This window comes from Streptomyces sp. NBC_01446 (genome assembly GCF_026340095.1).
GTDB lineage: Bacteria > Actinomycetota > Actinomycetes > Streptomycetales > Streptomycetaceae > Streptomyces > Streptomyces aureus.
Genome location: NZ_JAPEPO010000001.1, coordinates 8,175,738 through 8,192,447 on the forward strand (window position 1 = coordinate 8,175,738; position 16,710 = coordinate 8,192,447).

At 68.1% G+C, this 16,710-nt stretch carries 11 protein-coding genes and 2 pseudogenes; 7 read left to right on the plus strand and 6 right to left on the minus strand.

Features of this window, described 5'->3' with window-relative positions; all coding sequences use genetic code 11:
* Positions 1-66 precede the first annotated feature (66 nt).
* Together OG456_RS37030 and OG456_RS37035 are read right to left on the minus strand one after the other, a co-directional pair.
* Positions 67-2,421, minus strand: coding sequence for an MMPL family transporter (locus tag OG456_RS37030; protein WP_266568846.1), 2,355 nt, complete (start codon positions 2,419-2,421; stop codon positions 67-69).
* Between the two features lie 464 nt (positions 2,422-2,885).
* Positions 2,886-4,205 carry a transposase gene (locus OG456_RS37035; RefSeq protein WP_266568848.1) on the minus strand — a complete coding sequence of 440 codons (1,320 nt, stop codon included), beginning with the start codon at positions 4,203-4,205 and terminating at the stop codon, positions 2,886-2,888.
* Positions 4,206-4,260: 55 nt separating this feature from the next.
* Between OG456_RS37035 and OG456_RS37040 the strand changes: the two are divergent.
* A pseudogene (locus tag OG456_RS37040) lies at positions 4,261-4,416 on the plus strand (transposase); the annotation flags it as partial.
* Positions 4,417-4,531: 115 nt separating this feature from the next.
* Here the strand turns inward: OG456_RS37040 and helR are convergent.
* Together helR and tnpA are read right to left on the minus strand one after the other, a co-directional pair.
* Positions 4,532-6,724 (minus strand): RNA polymerase recycling motor ATPase HelR, encoded by a 2,193-nt coding sequence (helR, locus tag OG456_RS37045; protein ID WP_266568850.1) that lies wholly within the window; start codon positions 6,722-6,724, stop codon positions 4,532-4,534.
* A 389-nt stretch (positions 6,725-7,113) separates the two neighbouring features.
* Positions 7,114-7,545, minus strand: a complete 432-nt coding sequence (tnpA, locus tag OG456_RS37050; protein WP_266558385.1) for an IS200/IS605 family transposase — start codon at positions 7,543-7,545, stop codon at positions 7,114-7,116.
* A 26-nt stretch (positions 7,546-7,571) separates the two neighbouring features.
* Between tnpA and OG456_RS37055 the strand changes: the two genes are divergently transcribed.
* Positions 7,572-8,891, plus strand: a complete 1,320-nt coding sequence (locus tag OG456_RS37055) for a transposase (RefSeq protein WP_266568852.1) — start codon at positions 7,572-7,574, stop codon at positions 8,889-8,891.
* Positions 8,892-9,077: 186 nt separating this feature from the next.
* On the opposite strand, the gene OG456_RS37060 is transcribed toward OG456_RS37055, so the two are convergent.
* Positions 9,078-9,512, minus strand: coding sequence for an MFS transporter (locus OG456_RS37060; RefSeq protein ID WP_266568854.1), 435 nt, complete (start codon positions 9,510-9,512; stop codon positions 9,078-9,080).
* On the opposite strand from OG456_RS37060, the gene OG456_RS37065 reads away from it, so the two are divergent.
* Both OG456_RS37065 and OG456_RS37070 read left to right on the plus strand, forming a co-directional pair.
* On the plus strand, positions 9,497-11,041 hold the full coding sequence (locus OG456_RS37065; protein ID WP_266568856.1) for a MurR/RpiR family transcriptional regulator: 1,545 nt from the start codon (positions 9,497-9,499) through the stop codon (positions 11,039-11,041). The genes OG456_RS37060 and OG456_RS37065 overlap by 16 nt on opposite strands.
* Positions 11,042-11,361: 320 nt before the next feature.
* Positions 11,362-11,556, plus strand: a complete 195-nt coding sequence (locus OG456_RS37070) for a hypothetical protein (RefSeq protein WP_266568858.1) — start codon at positions 11,362-11,364, stop codon at positions 11,554-11,556.
* 312 nt (positions 11,557-11,868) lie between these two features.
* Here the strand turns inward: OG456_RS37070 and OG456_RS37075 are convergent.
* Positions 11,869-12,000 (minus strand): annotated as a pseudogene (locus OG456_RS37075) (helix-turn-helix domain-containing protein); the annotation flags it as partial.
* 659 nt (positions 12,001-12,659) lie between these two features.
* Between OG456_RS37075 and OG456_RS37080 the strand changes: the two are divergent.
* The 3 genes from OG456_RS37080 to OG456_RS37090 all read left to right on the plus strand — a co-directional run bounded on the left by OG456_RS37080 (position 12,660) and on the right by OG456_RS37090 (position 16,689).
* Positions 12,660-13,409 carry a heparin lyase I family protein gene (locus OG456_RS37080; protein ID WP_266568860.1) on the plus strand — a complete coding sequence of 250 codons (750 nt, stop codon included), beginning with the start codon at positions 12,660-12,662 and terminating at the stop codon, positions 13,407-13,409.
* Positions 13,410-13,458: 49 nt separating this feature from the next.
* On the plus strand, positions 13,459-15,480 hold the full coding sequence (locus tag OG456_RS37085; RefSeq protein ID WP_266568862.1) for a PQQ-binding-like beta-propeller repeat protein: 2,022 nt from the start codon (positions 13,459-13,461) through the stop codon (positions 15,478-15,480).
* A gap of 117 nt (positions 15,481-15,597) precedes the next feature.
* The gene (locus tag OG456_RS37090; protein ID WP_266568864.1) at positions 15,598-16,689 is read left to right on the plus strand and encodes a substrate-binding domain-containing protein; all 1,092 of its coding nucleotides are present in this window, start codon (positions 15,598-15,600) and stop codon (positions 16,687-16,689) included.
* The last annotated feature ends 21 nt before the right edge of the window (positions 16,690-16,710 follow it).

Below are 16,710 nucleotides of genomic sequence, written 5' to 3' on the forward strand. Positions count from 1 at the left end.
CCGTGATCACCGGGGCGGCGGGCTTGTGGCGGGGAGGAGACCCGGGCGGGGCCGGACCACAAGGGATCAGCCGCGTACGGGCTCCAGTTCCCGCTCCTCCTCGTCGTCGTTGTCCTCGTCCTCGTCCTCGTCCTCGTCCTCGTCCTCGGCTGCCGGTGACGACGACGGCGCGAACGTCTTGTGCAGTTTCTCGCCCTCGACGTCCATGTTGGGCAGGAGCTTGTCGAGCCAACGCGGCAGCCACCAGGCCGACTTGCCGAGCAGGGCGAGGACCGCCGGGACGATGGCCATGCGGACGACGAAGGCGTCGAAGAACACCGCGATGGCGAGCCCGAAGCCCATCATCTTGATCATGTCGTCGTTCTCCATGATGAAGCCGGAGAAGACACTGATCATGATGACCGCGGCCGCGCCGACGACCCGTCCGCCGTGCTTGAAGCCGGTGACGACCGCCTCGGCGGGGCGGGCCCCATGGACGTACGCCTCGCGCATCCGCGTCACGAGGAACACCTCGTAGTCCATCGCCAGGCCGAACACCACACCGATCATGAAGATCGGCATCATCGACATGATGGGGCCCGGCTGGTCGACGCCGACGATGTCCGCGAGCCAGCCCCACTGGAACACGGCGACGACGGCGCCGAGGGCCGCGGCGACCGACAGCAGGAAGCCCAGGGCCGCCTTCAGAGGGACGAGAACCGAGCGGAAGACCAGCATCAGCAGCAGGAAGGCGAGCCCGACGACGAGACCCAGGTAGGGCAGGAGGGCGTCGTCGAGGGTCTGCGAGAAGTCGATGGTCATCGCCGTCTGCCCGGTGACCAGGACATCGGACTTGGTGTCCGCCTCCAGGCCGCTCGCCTTCGAGCGGATCGTCCTGACGAGTTCCTCGGTCCTGTGGTCGCTCGGGCCTGTGGTCGGGACGACCGTGATGATCGCCGTGTCACCGGCCGGGTTCACCGAGGCGGGCGTGACCGCCGCGACGCCGTCGACCTTGGCGAGGGACGCGCCCACCGTCTTGGCGGCGGCAGCGGCGCCCTTCGTTCCGCCCGTGTCGACGGTGACCATCAGCGGGCCGTTGAAGCCCGCCCCGAACGACTCGGACAGCAAGTCGTACGCCTTGCGCTGCGTGGTGTCCGGCGCCGACGTCCCCTCGTCGGGCAGCCCCAGTTCCAGGCTCGTCGCCGGGATGGCGACGGCGCCCAGACCGATTACACCGATCAGCAGCACGGTGACGGGGCGGCGCAGCACCAGGCGCGCCCAGCGGGTGCCGAGGTTGGGCTTGGTGTTCTCGGCGGCCTTGGCGCTGTGCGCGGCGGCCTGCTTCGTGAGGGCCCTGTTGTCCTTGGTGGCCTTGGTGTCCTTGCTGTGCTTGCTGTCCGCGCCGCTCTTCTTGAGGTTCTTGCGGTCCTTGCGGCGCAGGGCGCGCTTGCCCGCGAAGCCGAGCAGCGCGGGAATCATGGTGAGCGCGATGAGTACGGCGATGGCCACCGTGGCCGCGGCCGCGAGCCCCATCTTGGTGAGCATGGGGATGTTGACGACGGACAGACCCGCGAGAGCCACGATCACGGTCAGCCCGGCGAAGACCACGGCGGAGCCCGCGGTTCCGGTGGCCCGGCCGGCCGCTTCCTCCGGTTCTCGGCCCTCGGCGATCTCGGCGCGGTAGCGGGAGACGATGAAGAGGGCGTAGTCGATCCCGACCGCGAGCCCGATCATCATCGCCAGCGTCGAGGTCGTGCCCGAGAGGTTGAGGACGCTGCCCAGGGCGGCGATGCCGGAGACACCGATACCGACGCCGATGATGGCGGTCAGCAGCGGAAGTCCGGCGGCGATCAGCGAGCCGAAGGTGATGACGAGGACGACCGCGGAGACGGCGATGCCGATGAGCTCGGCCGATCCGCCCATCTCCTGCTCGGCCTGGACGGCGTCACCGCCCGTCTCGACGGTGAAGCCCTCGGCGTGGGTCTTGTCGGTGGCGTCCGTCAGCGCGTCATGCGTCTTGTCCGTGAGCTCCGTCGAGATCACCTTGTAGGTGACGGACGCGTAAGCGGTGGTGCCGTCCTTGCTGACGGCGTTCGCCTTGTACGGGTCGGCCACGCCGGCGACCTGCGAACCCTTGCCGAGCGCCGCGACGAGTCGGTTGACCTCCGCCTTCGCGGCGGGGTCGGTTATCTTCTCGCCCTCCGGCGCGCGGATGACGACTCGGGCGGTGGCGCCCTCCGCGCTGGCGGCGGGGAAGCGCTCGTCGAGCAGGTCGAAGGCCTTCTGGGAGTCCGTGCCCGGCATGGAGAACGAGTCGGCGGGCGGCGCGGGCGCGGCCGAGGACGCGTATCCGATGCCGCCCAGGAGCAGCACCCACAGGAGTGCCACATAGCGGCGCCGCCTGAAGGAGAGGCGCCCTAGTTTGTAAAGGAAGGTAGCCACGGCGAAAGAGACTCCCGTCGGGTGGAGGCGGAGGCAGGCGCGACCGCCCGGCGGTGCCCGTGGCACGTCAGGGAAGTCAGCAGGATTTCTCCCTCTATCGTCGCCGCATTCCGGAGCCCGGATGTCAGCCTCCGGGGCGGACTCCGGCCCACGCCTGCGGTACTCGGACGCGGCGGCCCGTCATCCCCCGGTATGACCGCCGGACCCCTTTTGTAGAGCGATGGGTGCAGGAGGGGGGTGGATGCGGGGACCTGAGGACGAGTCCGCCTCCGGCGCCGGGCCTGTGACCGACCTCAGTGTTTGCACAGGTCAGGTGAGCTGTGACGGCAGGCGCCGGCGAGTGGAAGGATCATGTCCAGCGACTGCGTGCCGTCCGGTCCGGTGAAGGGGCCGACGAGCGCTGGAACCCGTTCTTCTCTTGAAGTGCTCTCCTCCCTTCGCAAGCTCAGGAAGGAGATTCCCACCTACCTTGCGGTGGCGGGCTTGGCGCCACGGGTGCGCCTGACGACTGCCCTCCCGGCAGCCGGGATCGCCACGAGGCCGATCCTGTACAGGTGCAAGATGTTCCGTGCCGCGTTCCAGTCGGCGTTGCCGGACCAGCCGCAGTCTGGGTTCTTGCACACGAACGTGGCCTGGTCCTCCCGGCTGCCCGCTGTGGTCAACCCACAGGCTGAACAGCGCAGGGAGGTGCCAGGGGCGGGGACCTTGACGAGGGTGCCGCCGTGGCGGCCGGTCTTGTACGTCAGCATGGTCACGGTGCGGCCCCTTGCCTCCTGGCTGATGGAGCGGTTCAGACCGGACTTCTGCGCGACGTTCTTCCCGGGCTCCTCGATGGTGCCCCTGGCCGACTTGACCATGTTCTCGATGTTGAGCTGTTCCACCACGAGCGTGCCGTAGGCGCGGGCGAGGTTCGTTGTGGTCTGGTGCTGCCAGTCAACGACTCGGCGCGTGGCTCTTGCGCGGAGCTGCTTGATCTGGTCGTAGGTGCGGTTCAGCCGGTTGGAGCTGCGCTCCTTCGGCTTGCGGAAGGACTTGCGGTGCGCGGCCCGTTGTTCGAGGCGGAGCAGCTTGGCCTTTTCCTCCGGGTTCAGCCACTTGTCCCGGTCGGCGGTGCCATCCGGGAGCCGGGCGGGTCGTCCGTGATCTTGATGGTTGCCATCGGACAGGGCAAGGGGAAGGTTGACCCCGGCGTCGATGCCAATCTCAGGGCCGGTGTGCGGCTCAGGCTTAGATTCCAGAGTCTGGACGCGGAAGGCGATATGCCATCCGAGTCCATCTTTGACCAACCGCGCCCCGGTGATCCGATTCTCCCTGTTGGCGAGCTTGCCGACCGGGAGATCCTTGGTCCAGCGGAACCGGACCCGACCGACCTTGGGAATGTTGACCATGCCCCAACGGCGGTGCACCCGCTTGATCTGCAGATCGCGACCCTGCGGGATGTCCACGGACATCACCGTGCGCAGGCGGGCCTTGAAGTTCGGTGCGTCGGCGCGGCCGTCCCAGCAGTGCTTCCACGCCTGGACGTACGTTTTCAGCACCGCCTGCCCGGCCTGGGCGGGGAGCACTCCGAGCCAGTCGATCTCCTTGCGGGCTTGGCGGATCGCCGCATCGGCGGCGGCCAGGGAACGCTTGTCCTTGGGGAGCATCGTCCACCAGTCGTGCAGGCAGTTCCACATGGTGCGGGCCGCGTGCGCCTGGTCGTCGATGAGCCGGGCCTGTGCAGGCGTCAGCGCCAGCCGGGCACGGTGCCCGAACTGCCGCTTCTCCCAGACAAGTTCGTTCATCACGATCACTCTACTGCGGTGGCTTATGTCACCCTGATGGAACCCTAATCCTGATGTGCGCACCGGGCGCCACGTAGTTCACAACCTGCACGTCCACTGGGTTTTTGTCACCAAGTACCGGCGCAAGGCATTCACCGATGCCATGCTGACGTGCACTGAGGAGGTCATGCGCGAGGTCTGCGGGGACTTCGAGGCCGAACTCAAGCAGTTCGTCGACGACCGCGCCTGAGGCACGCTGACCGGTACGACGGTGTGCCCGAGCCCGCCACGTATACGGCAGGCTCGGGCACTCAACCTTCGACGGCGATCACGCCGGCTCTCCCGGCTCAGGAACTCGTCAGGATGACGAGTTGCTGCGTCGCCCTGGTCATCGCGACATAGCGGTCGACCGCTCCCTCGATACCGTCGCCGTACTCCTCCGGGTCGACGAGGACGACCAGGTCGAATTCGAGGCCCTTCGACAGCTCCGAGGTCAGGGACCGGACGCGTGATGTCGCCCGGAACGCGGGGTCGCCGATGACGCAGGCGATCCCGTCGTCGTGCGCGGCGAGCCATGTGTCGAGAATCGAGTCCAGGTCCGTGACCGGTCCGTGGACGACGGGGATGCCGCTGCTGCGGACGGACGTCGGAACGTTGGCGTCGGGGAGCTCGGCCCGGATGACCGGCTCGGCTTCCGTCATGACCTCTTCCGGAGTGCGGTAGTTGATGCTCAGAGAGGCCTGATTGATCCGGTCGAGCCCGGCCCGCTCCAGGCGTTCCTCCCACGAATCCGTGAACCCGTGCCTCGCCTGGGCGCGGTCACCGACGATGGTGAAACTCCGGGACGGGCAGCGCAGGAGCAGCATCTGCCACTCCGCGTCGGTCAGTTCCTGGGCCTCGTCCACGACGATGTGCGCGAACGGTCCCGCGAGCCGGTCCGGGTCGGCGGTGGGCAGCGCGCTCTCGTCGATCAGGCTGTCCTGGAGGTCCTTCCCGCGCAGCATCCGCACCGCGCCCTCGCTGTCGTCGCCGGCCGAGTTGAAGTCGGCGGCCGAGATGATGTCGTCGATGACGAGGGCCATGCGCTCGCGCTCGGCGGCGACCGCGGCGTCGTGCCGCCGCTTGCGCCGCGCGGCCTCCGGGTCACCGAGCCGCTGCCGAGCCGCGTCCAGGAGCGGCAGGTCGGACACCGTCCAGGCCTGGGGGGCGTCCTTGCGCTGCAACTTCGCCACGTCGTCGCGGTCGAGCCACGGGGCACACATGCGCAGGTAGGCGGGGACCGTCCACAGGTCGGAGACCAGGTCGACGGCCTCGAGCAGCGGCCACGCGCTGTTGAGGGCCGCGACCAGATCCCGGTCCTGCCGCAGGGACCGCAGGAACAGATCGGGCGAGACGCCGTCCTCGTCCTCGTCCATGCCCTGCTTGTCCATGAGGATCGAGGCCAGTTCCTCCCAGACCTGCTCGCGCGCCTCGTTGTGCGGAGCGCCCGGACTCGGCGCCTTGAAGGCCTCGGCCCAGTCGTCGGCGCTCACCCAGATGTCGGACCAGGCAGTCGTGGCGGTCATGCCCTTGGCGGGCGGTTCCTCGTAGAACCTGACGGCCTTCTCGATCGCTCGCACCATGTCCGCGGACGACTTGAGGCGGGCTACGTCCGGGTCGGTCTCCACGGTCGCCGCGGCGCCCTCGGTGACGAGGTCCTGAAGGATGCAGGTCTGTACGCCGTCCTCTCCGAGGCTGGGCAGGACATCGGCTACGTAGTCCAGGTAGGGCCGGTGCGGACCGACGAACAGCACACCGCCCCGGCGGTGGCTGAGGCGCGGGTCGGAGTAGAGGAGGTACGCGGAGCGGTGCAGGGCGACGACGGTCTTGCCCGTGCCGGGGCCGCCGTCGACGACGAGGGCGCCGCGCGAACCGGCGCGGATGATGGCGTCCTGGTCGGCCTGGATGGTGCCGAGGACGTCGCGCATACGGGCCGACCGGTTGCTGCCCAGGCTGGCGATGAACGCGGACTGGTCGTCGAGGGCGGCGCGTTGCTCCAGGCCGTCGGCGGTGAACACCTCGTCCCAGTAGTCGCTGATCCGGCCGCCGGTCCAGCGGTACCGGCGGCGGCTCGCCAGGCCCATCGGGTTGGCGTGGGTCGCCCCGAAGAACGGCTCGGCGGCGGGGGAGCGCCAGTCGACAAGCAGCCGGCGCCCCTCGCTGTCGGTGAGGCCCAGCCGCCCGATGTACAGGGGCTCGGCGTCGTCCGCGCCGACGACACGGCCCAGACACAGATCCAGGCCGAAGCGGCGCAGGGCGCGCAGGCGGCCGGTCAGCCGGTGGATCTCCGAGTCCCGGTCCATCGCCTCGCGGCCGATGCCGCCGGGAGCCTTGCGCAGGGCGTCGAGACGGTCGGAGAGTTCGGTGATCGCCTGGTCGAGGCTGCTCGCGATGGCCGCGAAGTGTGCCTCGTCGCCGGCGATCAGGGTCGCATCAGCCTTGGAGGCGAGACGCTCGGGAAGGTGGAACGCACTGGTGGTCGTGGAAGTACTGGAGGTCATGTCATCAGCTCCGATCCGAGGTCACGGCTGCGAAGTCCGACGGTGCGCACACGCGGACCTCGGCACCGAGCGTCCACACCGGCGACGCGAGTCCCACCACCGGCTCGACGCCACCGCGCGACCTGTCGACCGACAACAACACATGCACTTCGTAGATCTCCCATTTCCGCAGGTTCGGGCCTCGGCCAGCGATTGTGCGGGATGGTGGGGGCCTTGCCGCAAGCCCCCCAGTGCGCTATAAGTTAAGAGTGGCAAGGAGTGGGAAGACCTCCTTGCCTTTCTTGTTTCTACCTTTGATCTTGGCCAGTGCTCCGCCGTTTACGGCGGGGGTGAAGGCCATCTCAGGGCTGCTCTGACCCGCACGTTCGCACGGGTCCGCAGTGTTGTCCTCAGCCGGTGGGGCGCTGCTGGTTCTCGATGTACTGCTTGACGACGGTCAGCGGTGCGCCGCCGCAGGATCCGGCGAAGTAGGAGCCGGACCAGAAGTGTCCGCCCCATAGGTAGCGGCGGACGTGGCTGTCGTATTCCTGGCGGAGCCTGCGGGAGCTGACGCCCTTGAGGGAGTTGACCAGTTTGGAGAGCTGGACCTTGGGCGGATAGTGCACGAGCAGATGCACATGGTCCTGCTCGCCGTTGAACTGCTTGAGTTCGGCCTCGAAGTCGGTGCAGACGTCGCGCATGATCTCCTCGGTGCGCGTCAGCATGGCGTCGGTGAATGCCTTACGCCGATACTTGGTGACGAATACCAAGTGGACGTGAAGGTTATAGACGACGTGACGGCCGGTGCGCACGTCAGGATTCGGGTTCCATCGTGGTGACATAAGCCAACTGTAGTAGGGTGATGGTCATGGGTGAACTCGTGTGGGAGAAGCGGCAGTTCGGGCACCGCGCCCGGCTGGCGCTGACGCCTGCACAGGTCCGGCTCATGGATGACCAGGCGCACGCGGCACGCGCGATGTGGAATCAGCTCCACGACCTGTGGCAGATGACGCCGAAGTGTCAGCGCGCTCTGACGCGCATGGATCAGGCGTTGCGGCAGGCCCGCAAGGAGATCGACTGGTACGCGGTGCTGCCCGCGCAGGCCGCGCAGGCGGTACTCAAGACGTACTTCCAGGCGTGGCGGAACTGCTGGGACGGGCGTGCGGACGAGCCGAACTTCAAGGCCCGCTTCCGCACGGCATTGTCGGTGGACATCCCGCAGGGCCGGGACTTGCAGATCAAGCGAGTACACCGACGGTGGGGCATGGTCAACATCCCCAAGGTGGGCCGTGTCCGGTTCCGCTGGACCAAGGATCTCCCCGTCGGCAAGCTCGCCAACAAGGAGAACCGGATCACCGGGGCACGGCTGGTCAAAGACGGGCTCGGATGGCACATCGCCTTCCGTATCCAGACCCTTGAGCCCAAGCCGGAGCCCCACCAGGGTCCCGAGGTCGGTATCGACGCCGGGGTGAACCTGCCGCTTGCGCTGTCCGACGGCAACCACCAGGACCACGACCGGCCGCCCCGACTCCCGGACGGCACCGCCGACCGGGACAAGTGGCTGAACCCGGATGAGAAGGCCAAACTGCTCCGCCTGGAACAGCGCGCCGCGCACCGCAAGAGCTTCCGCAAGCCGAAAGAGCGCAGCTCCAACCGGCTGCACGCCACCTACGACCGGATCAAGCAGCTCCGCGCAAGAGCCACGCGCCGAGCAACCGACTGGCAGCACAAGACCACCACCGCCATCGCCAAGCAGTACGGCACGGTCGTGGTGGAGCAGTTGCAGATCACGAACATGGTCAAGTCCGCCAAGGGAACCATCGAGAACCCGGGGAAGAACGTCGCGCAGAAGTCCGGCCTGAACCGTTCCATCAGCCAAGAGGCGTGGGGCCGCACCGTGACACTGCTGACGTACAAAACCGCCCGAAACGGCGGAACCCTGGTCAAGGTCCCCGCCCCGAACACCTCCCTGCGCTGCTCCGCGTGCGGATTCATCACGCCCGGCAGCCGCGAAGACCAGGCCACGTTCGTATGCAAGAACCCGGACTGCGGATGGTCGGCGAATGCCGACTGGAACGCGGCCCGGAACGTCTTGCACCTGTACCGGATCGGCCTCGTGACGATCCCGGCTGCCGGGAGGGCAGTCGTCAGGCGCACCCGTGGCGTCAAGCCCGCTGCCGCAAGGTAAGCAGGAATCTCCTTCCTGAGCCTGCGAAGGGAGGAGAGCACTTCAAGGACGGGCACATCCCTCAAGCAGTGGCGACGCGCCACACAACGCTCCCGCGGCATCGGCCGAAGCGTGCCGCGGGTGCTCGCGTAGGTCACATAGGCGTGCCCGCCTTGATGACATGCCGGAGATGTTCCCGAGGCTTCGTCAGGACGGAGATGTCCTTGAGCCGGTTGCCGTAGAGATTGCCGTGCTCGACGCAGCGGACGCCCGCGCGCAGAGCCTGGTTGACGCCGCGCGGGTGGTAGGCGTGCACGGTGACGTAGCGATTGTGGTGGTCGGCGCCGCGGCCTCGTCGAGCCGGCCCTGCGAGACCAGGTAGCGCGGTGACTCCGGCAGGTCCTTGCGCCACCACCACAGCAGCAGCACGACCGACGCCGCCGTGATCACGGCGGCGATGCGCCGGCCGGTCTCGGGGCGCGTGGAGATCACCACCGGCGCGAGGAGACCGGCGAGGACGTAGCCGAAGGCGAGGAAGCCGACGGTCCGGGCGACGAAGCGACCGCGGTGCCGGGCGGGCAGGAACTCGGAGATGTACGGGGCGATGAGCGTCGTCTCCGCACTGAGTGTCGATCGAGGCATGGCTGGCCGGGCGGCAGGGGCACAGTACGCTCGGCTCGCAGGCCGAACGCGTGGTCCATGTCCTCGTCCGGGCACCGCAGTTCGCCACATACTCCTCGGCCCGCGAGGTCGCCGAGCGGGCGGGCGTCAATGTCTCCACCGTCGTAGGCACCGCGCAGCAGCTCGGCTTCGAGGGCTGGACGGACCTGCGGCAGGAGCTGCGCGCGCTGTACCTCGGTTCCGTGGCCTCCGGCGATCTCGGACCGACGCCGGCCACCGACGCCGCCGCCCAGATGCTCCGCCGGGACGCGGTCAACGTGACCTCGCTCGCCACTGAGGAGAACCTCCGGGCGATCCGCGTCACCGCCCAGGCCATCAGGGCAGCGCGCCGCACCGTGATCGTCAGCTCTGGCAGCGGGGCCGGACCCGCCCATATCCTGGGCCACCTCGGCGCCATCATGGGCTACGACATTCAGCTGGCCCTGGGCTCCGCCACCGCCGCGGCCGTCCAGGTCGCCGGGCTGCAGGAGGGCGACTGCCTGCTCACGTTCAATGTCTGGCGTCTCACGCGCGCCCTGCGCGGCCTGACCCGGATGGGCCACGAACGCGGCGCCACCGGCTGCGTCCTCACCGACCTGCCCTCCTCCCCGCTCACCGAGGACGCCGACCATGTGATCGTCACGCCCATCGAGGGAGTCGGGGGCACCGTCTCCCTCACCGCCATGGTCGCCGCCACCCAGGCGATCATCGGCGAACTCACCGACACCGAAACGGGTCGCGCCTCCGGGCAGGTCCAGCAGGCGTGGAACGACCTCGACCTGATGGACGATCAGGTGTTGGCTGTCGGGTCTAAGTACGGCCCCTGCCGCCGACGGTTCCCGCGCCGAAAGATTGCCGGACACAGGCAGTGCGCGGGACTCACCGCGCAGGCATGCTGGTGCCCTTCGGCAGAGACGGGGGCGTCAGTGGAAGCAAGCACAACCCGCAGCGTGACGCGTGCGCGCGTGGGATCGGGACTGGCGGTGGCTGTCCTTCTGCTGCCCCTCGCCGGCTACGGACTGGCCCGCACCGGGGCAGTCCCCGAAGACACACCGACCCTGCTCGCCCTGCTGTGCGGGATCATTGGCCCCGTCCTCCTCACCGAACTGTCCGAGGAACGAGCCCCGTTCCGGCACTCGTCGTCGCACCTGACCGCGCACACCCTGACCGGCGAACGCTCCGTCGACCTGAACCGGATCGCCACCGTCCGCCTGCTCACGACCTTTTCGTACGGCGGCCCGCACCGCACCCTGGTGGTGTGCGACGCCCATGGTGTGCGCCTGGGCATCACGACGAAGAGATCCCGCGGGAAGCTTCGCCGAGCGATCGAGAAGGCCGACGCGAACGCCGCGCGAGGAGTCCCCCGCCCCCGGGTGAGCCGAGCGGCCCGGGCATACCTGGGCCTTGCCCCGGGACGAGGGCTCGTCGTCCACACGGTTCTCGCCTTTCTGCTTCTGACGACGTCCGTGAGCCTGTACGTGGTCGTTGCGCTCCGGCTCGGCGGGCAATGAGATCTGGGGGAGCACCTACCTTCCGTACCGCATGACGTGCTTAAACGGCAACTCGGCCCGGAGAAAGTGAAGTTCGCTCCCGAGGACTGGACCGTGCTCGCCGCACTCCTCGCGCCCCTGCCCCACGAGGTGCTGCGCCGTCTGCGCCTGCCGGTACGGCCGGACACGGTCCTGCGGTGGCCTGCGCCGGCGGCGTCGACGAACTCGGCGACGCCGCCGGATGAATCGACCGGCGCCGCCGCGGCAGAGCTGGTGCGGGCTGGTGCCGGGGCGTCGCCGCGGCATACTTCGGTGTTCAAATCTCCGCACGCTTGCTCCTGGTGCTGGCCGCGCTCGGAGTGTCCTCGATCGTGCTGTTGGATCTCGTGATCCGTTTCCAGGGCAGGAAGGACGGCGCCACATGGTCGTCGCTGTCACCGTTCTCGCTGCACGGGATCTCGGTACAGACACTGCTGCTTTCGGTGGGCGTCGCGCAGCGTATGGAGCTTGGGCGGCGACTTGCTGACATGCGTTGACGAGGCCACTGAGAGCGGTCGACGACGCCGTGCTCGCGGTGGTCACCGGCTCGTTCGTACACGTCGATGTGGGGCAGAGCGGGGAGATCGTCGTTACGGGGGACAGTTGGGCGGCGAGCAACTGGGACGACTCCCGGCTGCCCCGTCGAGGAGGTTCTTGCCGCGGCGCGGGCCGGGCACTCTCCTTACGCTCTCGTGCGAGGGGCGGCCTGGGATGACGGCCGTAGCGCGGGGGAGTTCCTGCCGAAGTCGGACGCTGTCGAAGCGCTGCCGATGCTGTCGGCAGTGAGAGCTCTCGTCCGCCGACCCGGTCCGGCATGCCTCCAGGGCCAGGGTGAGGTCCACCAGATCGCGCGGGTGGTCCAGCAGTCGGCCGGTCAGCCGTTCGAGGCGGCGCAGCCGGTTGAGTACGGTGTTGCGGTGGCAGTACAGCATTCACCGGCCTGGCCGGAGGGTGCTGAGCAGGTGCCGGCGTCGTCTTATCGCACCCGGCACCCCGGCTTGCGACGCTCCGGGGGTAGGGGGCGGCGCGGCACACCCAAAGCTGTGTCGGGCGGGGAACGGGCGCGGGTGCGTTGTGTGGCGTAGGTGGTTCCTGCAGCAGTAGGCGGCGGCCTGAGGTTGTCCGCGGCTCGCTCGTCGAGTGCGTCATTCAGCACCTCATTTCATCGAACGAAACATCGACGAGCGAGCCCTGGGCTTGGCTCTAATGAGTCACAGCACGTCATGCCGGTAGAAGCGAGGCGGTGCTGGAGCTCCACCGGAGATTCAACACCTTCTTGCAGCAGTCTTTCGATATCGTTCGGAACCATGCCACCATGCAGCGGGCGGCGGCGCCTTCGATCTCGACCCAAGTGATGACGGTTGGCCGTTGTGGCTTACGGCTGCATCATATGACGGCGCCGAGCGTGTGCCATCCGGGCACTCCGGCCGAAGCAGGCGCAGGCGCCTCGCTTCGCCCCGTGTCGACCGCCACCCGACCTGCAGTCCCATGATGTCGAAGGGTTGAAATGATCAAGCTTCGCATGGTAGCGACGACACTCTGCGCGGGAGCGCTGGCCGTTCCATTCCTGCTGTCGCAGGCCCAGGACGCTGATGCGCAAATGACCTCGCACGTCACGTCGGAGGTCGCACAAGACGCCGCAGAAGCGCTTCGGGTGGACTACGAGAGCGGAACCCTGAACTCAGGGGTCGAAGGCCTGACCACCACACACGCGACAGCACCGGACGCGTCCGGCGTCGTACAGCCCGGGCACGCAGGCTCGTACGCGGTCCAGCACAAGGTGACGCTCGGCGATCCGGCGTACGAGTCCAACGGCGCGCCACGCAGCGAGAGCGCGACGGACCTGCTTGAAGCAGGGCAGTTCAACGTGGGCGACATCCAGCGCTACGAGTTCAGTGTGCTGCTCAAGGACTGGAAGCCGTACGAGCCGGGAGACAGCGAGTCGGGCGACATCATCTTCCAGGGCAAGTACGCGGGCGGCAATGTCCCGGCGTTCTACCTCATGACGAAGCGCAACGAGGTGGCGTTCCGGTCGCCGCACCTGAACAAGCAGACGACAGTCGTGCCGGACCTCCGTCCCTACATCAACAAGTGGATGAACTTCCGCGTGGACGCGCGCTGGACCACCGACGAGACGGGCTACTTCAAGGTCTCCGCGCAGCTCCCGGGGCAGGCGGACTACACGCAGATCTTCTCGTACGACAACGTGCGCACCTACCAGCCGGAGAACCCTGCCGACCACGGCTACATCAAGTGGGGGCTCTACCGTCCCTCGGAATCGATCGAGAACGGCGACGTACCCACGCGGATCGTCCAGCACGACGACATCCGCATCTTCGACCTGTCGTGACGTGAATCCGCAGGCTCGATCCGCAGACTCAACACATCGAGGAGCACACATGACCGACAGTTCTTCCCTGAGCAGGCGCCGACTGCTCCAGGCCGGTGGCGCGTTGGGGCTGGCGGCGGTCGCCGAATCCCTCGTCGCCACGCAGGCTCATGCCGCGGACGATGCGGGGCCCGCAACCGTGGTGACCGATCTGGGCCCGGGCCTTGTCCAGTTCTCGCTGATGAGCGGGCTCCTGGTCGGTGACATCGTCTACATAGGGTCACGCAACCTGAACCCGCCCAGCGTGATCGGGTTCCATCTCCCGAGCCGCAAGGTCGTCTCGCACACCACCTTCGACGCAGGGCCCGAGCCCTCCATCCAGGCGCTCGCCGCGGACTCCACCGGCAGGTATCTCTACATCGGCTTCCTGGTCAAGGCCGACCAGGGCAAGCCGAACCTCTTCCGATGGGACCTGAAGACGCCGGACAAGCCCGCCGTGGCCATCGGCAGGACCGAAGACCGCGACATCCGCGATCTGGCGGTCGCCCCCGACGGCATGGTCTACGCCGTGGGCGGCGCCCCGGGCAAGGCGCCCGTCCTGTGGGAGTACGACCCCGCCACTGGCACCGTCACCGACCGGGGCACCCCCGACCCGAAGGCGACCCTGGCCAGGGCGGTCGCGGCCTCCGACACTACCGTCTTCTTCGGCGCGGGCAGCGTCCTCGCCGGCGGAGGTGGCGCGAGCAAGGCGTCTCTGTTCGCCTTCGACCGAGAGACACACACGTTCACCTCCGTCGTGCCCAAGGAGATGGAGAAGGACCCCAGCCTGCGGGAACTCACTGTCACGGACGGGCACTTGGTCGTCGGCACTTCGGGCGCGGTCGATCCCGCGAAGTTCGCCGTGATGGACCTGAAGGACCTCTCCTCGTACACCGTGGTGCCCACGGACGGCACGACGGTCAAGTCGTTCGCCGCCGACGAAGAGCGCATCTACTTCGCCTCGGACACGGGCGTGAAGGCCTACTCGAAGGCGGACAAGACGATTTCCGCGGTCGAGTTCGACGGGCCCGACCTCGGCGAGATCTGGGGTGTGGACCACGTCGACGGAAAGCTGGCGGTCGTTTCGGGCTACGGCTTCGTCGCCGAGATCGATGTGTCGGCCCGTACGTCGGTGATCACCGACCTGCACGACGCGGGTGCGGTCGCCGGGGCGCAGGCGGGCATGGGGATCGCCGCCGGCCGCGGGTACGTCTACCTCGGCGGCAACGGCGCCATCGCCCGGCACAATCTGAAGACCGGCGAGGTCGTCAACCTCCAGGCGCCCGGCGAGGCCAAGGACGCCGAAGTGATCGAAGGCGTCCTGTACACCGGCCAGTACAACGCGCAGGGCATCTGGCGGTACGACCCCGCCAAGCGACAGCAACCGCGGCAGACCGCGCACTTCCCCAGTGAGCAGAACCGGCCGCTGGACCTCTCGTGGGACCCGTACAACAAGCTGCTCCTCGTCGGTGTGCAGTCCGACACCGAGGGCGGCGGCGCCCTGTGGACGTACTCCCCCAAGACCGGGAAGTCGGCCTCCTACGTCAATCCGATCGACGACGTCCAGCTTGTCCGGGCCGTGGTCAACCGGGACGGCATCGCCTATCTGGGCGGCGACAACGCCTCCCAGGAGGGGCCGCGCGCCACGATCGTCGCTGTCGATCCGGTCACCGGCAAGGAGAAGTGGCGCGTCGATACGCAACAGTCCGCCGGGGTGGCGGCCCTGGCGGTGCAAGGACGAAACCTCTACGGACTCACTACGGCGGGCAAGTTGTTCGTCATCGACGTGAACACCCGGAAGACGGTGCACACCGCCGATGCGAGCAGTGTCTCCAAGGGCTTCGCCGCGATGGTCGTCAACCGTGGCGTGGTCTACGGCGTCTCGGACACCACGCTCTTCCGCTTCCACCCGAAGACGTTCGCCCTCACCACCGTCGTAGCAGGCATCAACGGCGCCTGGTACAGCGGCCCGCACGTCAACGTCCACGGGGGCCGGCTCTACACCCTCCGCGACCACAACCTCGTCGAGGTCGACGACAGGCCGTCGCGCTGAGCGGCCGCTGTCCCTTCATGAATACCCGTGATCCAAGCCGATGTTGACCTTTGATTGATATCTTTCGGTTATCGAGTGAAAGAGGACTACTCACTCGCTACCGAGAGGGGACTGAAGGTGTTGGCTGATGAGCGGCGGCAAGCGATCCTGCGCGCGGTGGAGCGCGAAGGTTCGATCACGGTGAAGGAACTGGCGGCGGAGATGGGCGTCTCCGCCGTCACCTTGCGCCAGGACGTACGGGAACTGGCAGGCCGGGGACTGCTCACTCGTGTGCACGGCGGTGCGAGGGCGCTGGTTCCCGCGGCCGACGTGCCGGCAGCGGAGTCTCCGGCCCCGGCCCCGCCCGCCGCGGGGGAGCGTTACGTGGTCGGGTTGGTGGTGCCTCCTGGCGGCTACTACTACGCAGAGGTGATCCGCGGCGTTCAGGACGCGGCCCGCTCGCGCGGTGTCCGCGTCGTGCTGGCCGTGTCGGGTGAGTCTCTTGCGGAGAACCAGGAGCAGGTCCGCCACCTGATGGCCGGCGGCATCGACAGCCTGCTCCTGATGCTGCACCCGGGCCTGCGCCCTCTGGACGAGGCCGAGCAGTGGCTGAGCGGCCTTGAGGTGCCTGCTGTCCTGGTGGAGCGCCGGGCGGGGCTACGGGCCGGCCGGCTTGAGCAGGTGGCTTCCGACCACGCCTACGGTGCGGCGCTGGCGGTACGTCACCTCGCTGGGCTGGGATACGAGAAAGTGGCCCTGGTCGCCAGGGCCGAGAGCCCGAACACGGCTCTCCTCAGTGCTGGATATGCCGAAGCCGTGGAGGCCATGGGTCTGACGCCGGGGCCGGAGTACCGCATCACCACTTCTGGTGCTGCGGCTTTGGCCGACGCGCGTTTCGAGGAAGTGGTCCAGGCCGTGGAAGCCGGTGAGGTGCGGGCGGCGTTGGTGCACAACGACATCGATGCCATCGCTCTCGTCGGCATTCTGCGCGCTCGGGGGCTGCGTGTGCCGGAGGATCTGGCCCTGGTCACCTACGACGACGAGGTCGCCGAGTTGAGCGAGGTCCCCCTCACCGCGGTGGCTCCTCCCAAGCAGGCGGTGGGGGCGTGGGCCCTGGACCTGGCGGTACGCCGGCTGTCCGACCCCTCCACGCCACTGGCCGAGATTCTGCTGCGCCCGGAGCTGAGGGTGCGTGCGTCCTGCGGCGCCGACCGCCGGACCAGCGCCTGATCATGTGATGCCATATTGCTT

Coding starts and splice junctions, on each gene's coding strand:
- OG456_RS37035 (WP_266568848.1), bottom strand. CDS start 4,205: ATGAACGAACTTGTCTGGGAGAAGCGGCAGTTCGGGCACCGTGCCCGG.
- helR (WP_266568850.1), bottom strand. CDS start 6,724: ATGACCTCCAGTACTTCCACGACCACCAGTGCGTTCCACCTTCCCGAG.
- tnpA (WP_266558385.1), bottom strand. CDS start 7,545: ATGTCACCACGATGGAACCCGAATCCTGACGTGCGCACCGGCCGTCAC.
- OG456_RS37055 (WP_266568852.1), top strand. CDS start 7,572: ATGGGTGAACTCGTGTGGGAGAAGCGGCAGTTCGGGCACCGCGCCCGG.
- OG456_RS37060 (WP_266568854.1), bottom strand. CDS start 9,512: ATGCCTCGATCGACACTCAGTGCGGAGACGACGCTCATCGCCCCGTAC.
- OG456_RS37080 (WP_266568860.1), top strand. CDS start 12,660: ATGACCTCGCACGTCACGTCGGAGGTCGCACAAGACGCCGCAGAAGCG.
- OG456_RS37085 (WP_266568862.1), top strand. CDS start 13,459: ATGACCGACAGTTCTTCCCTGAGCAGGCGCCGACTGCTCCAGGCCGGT.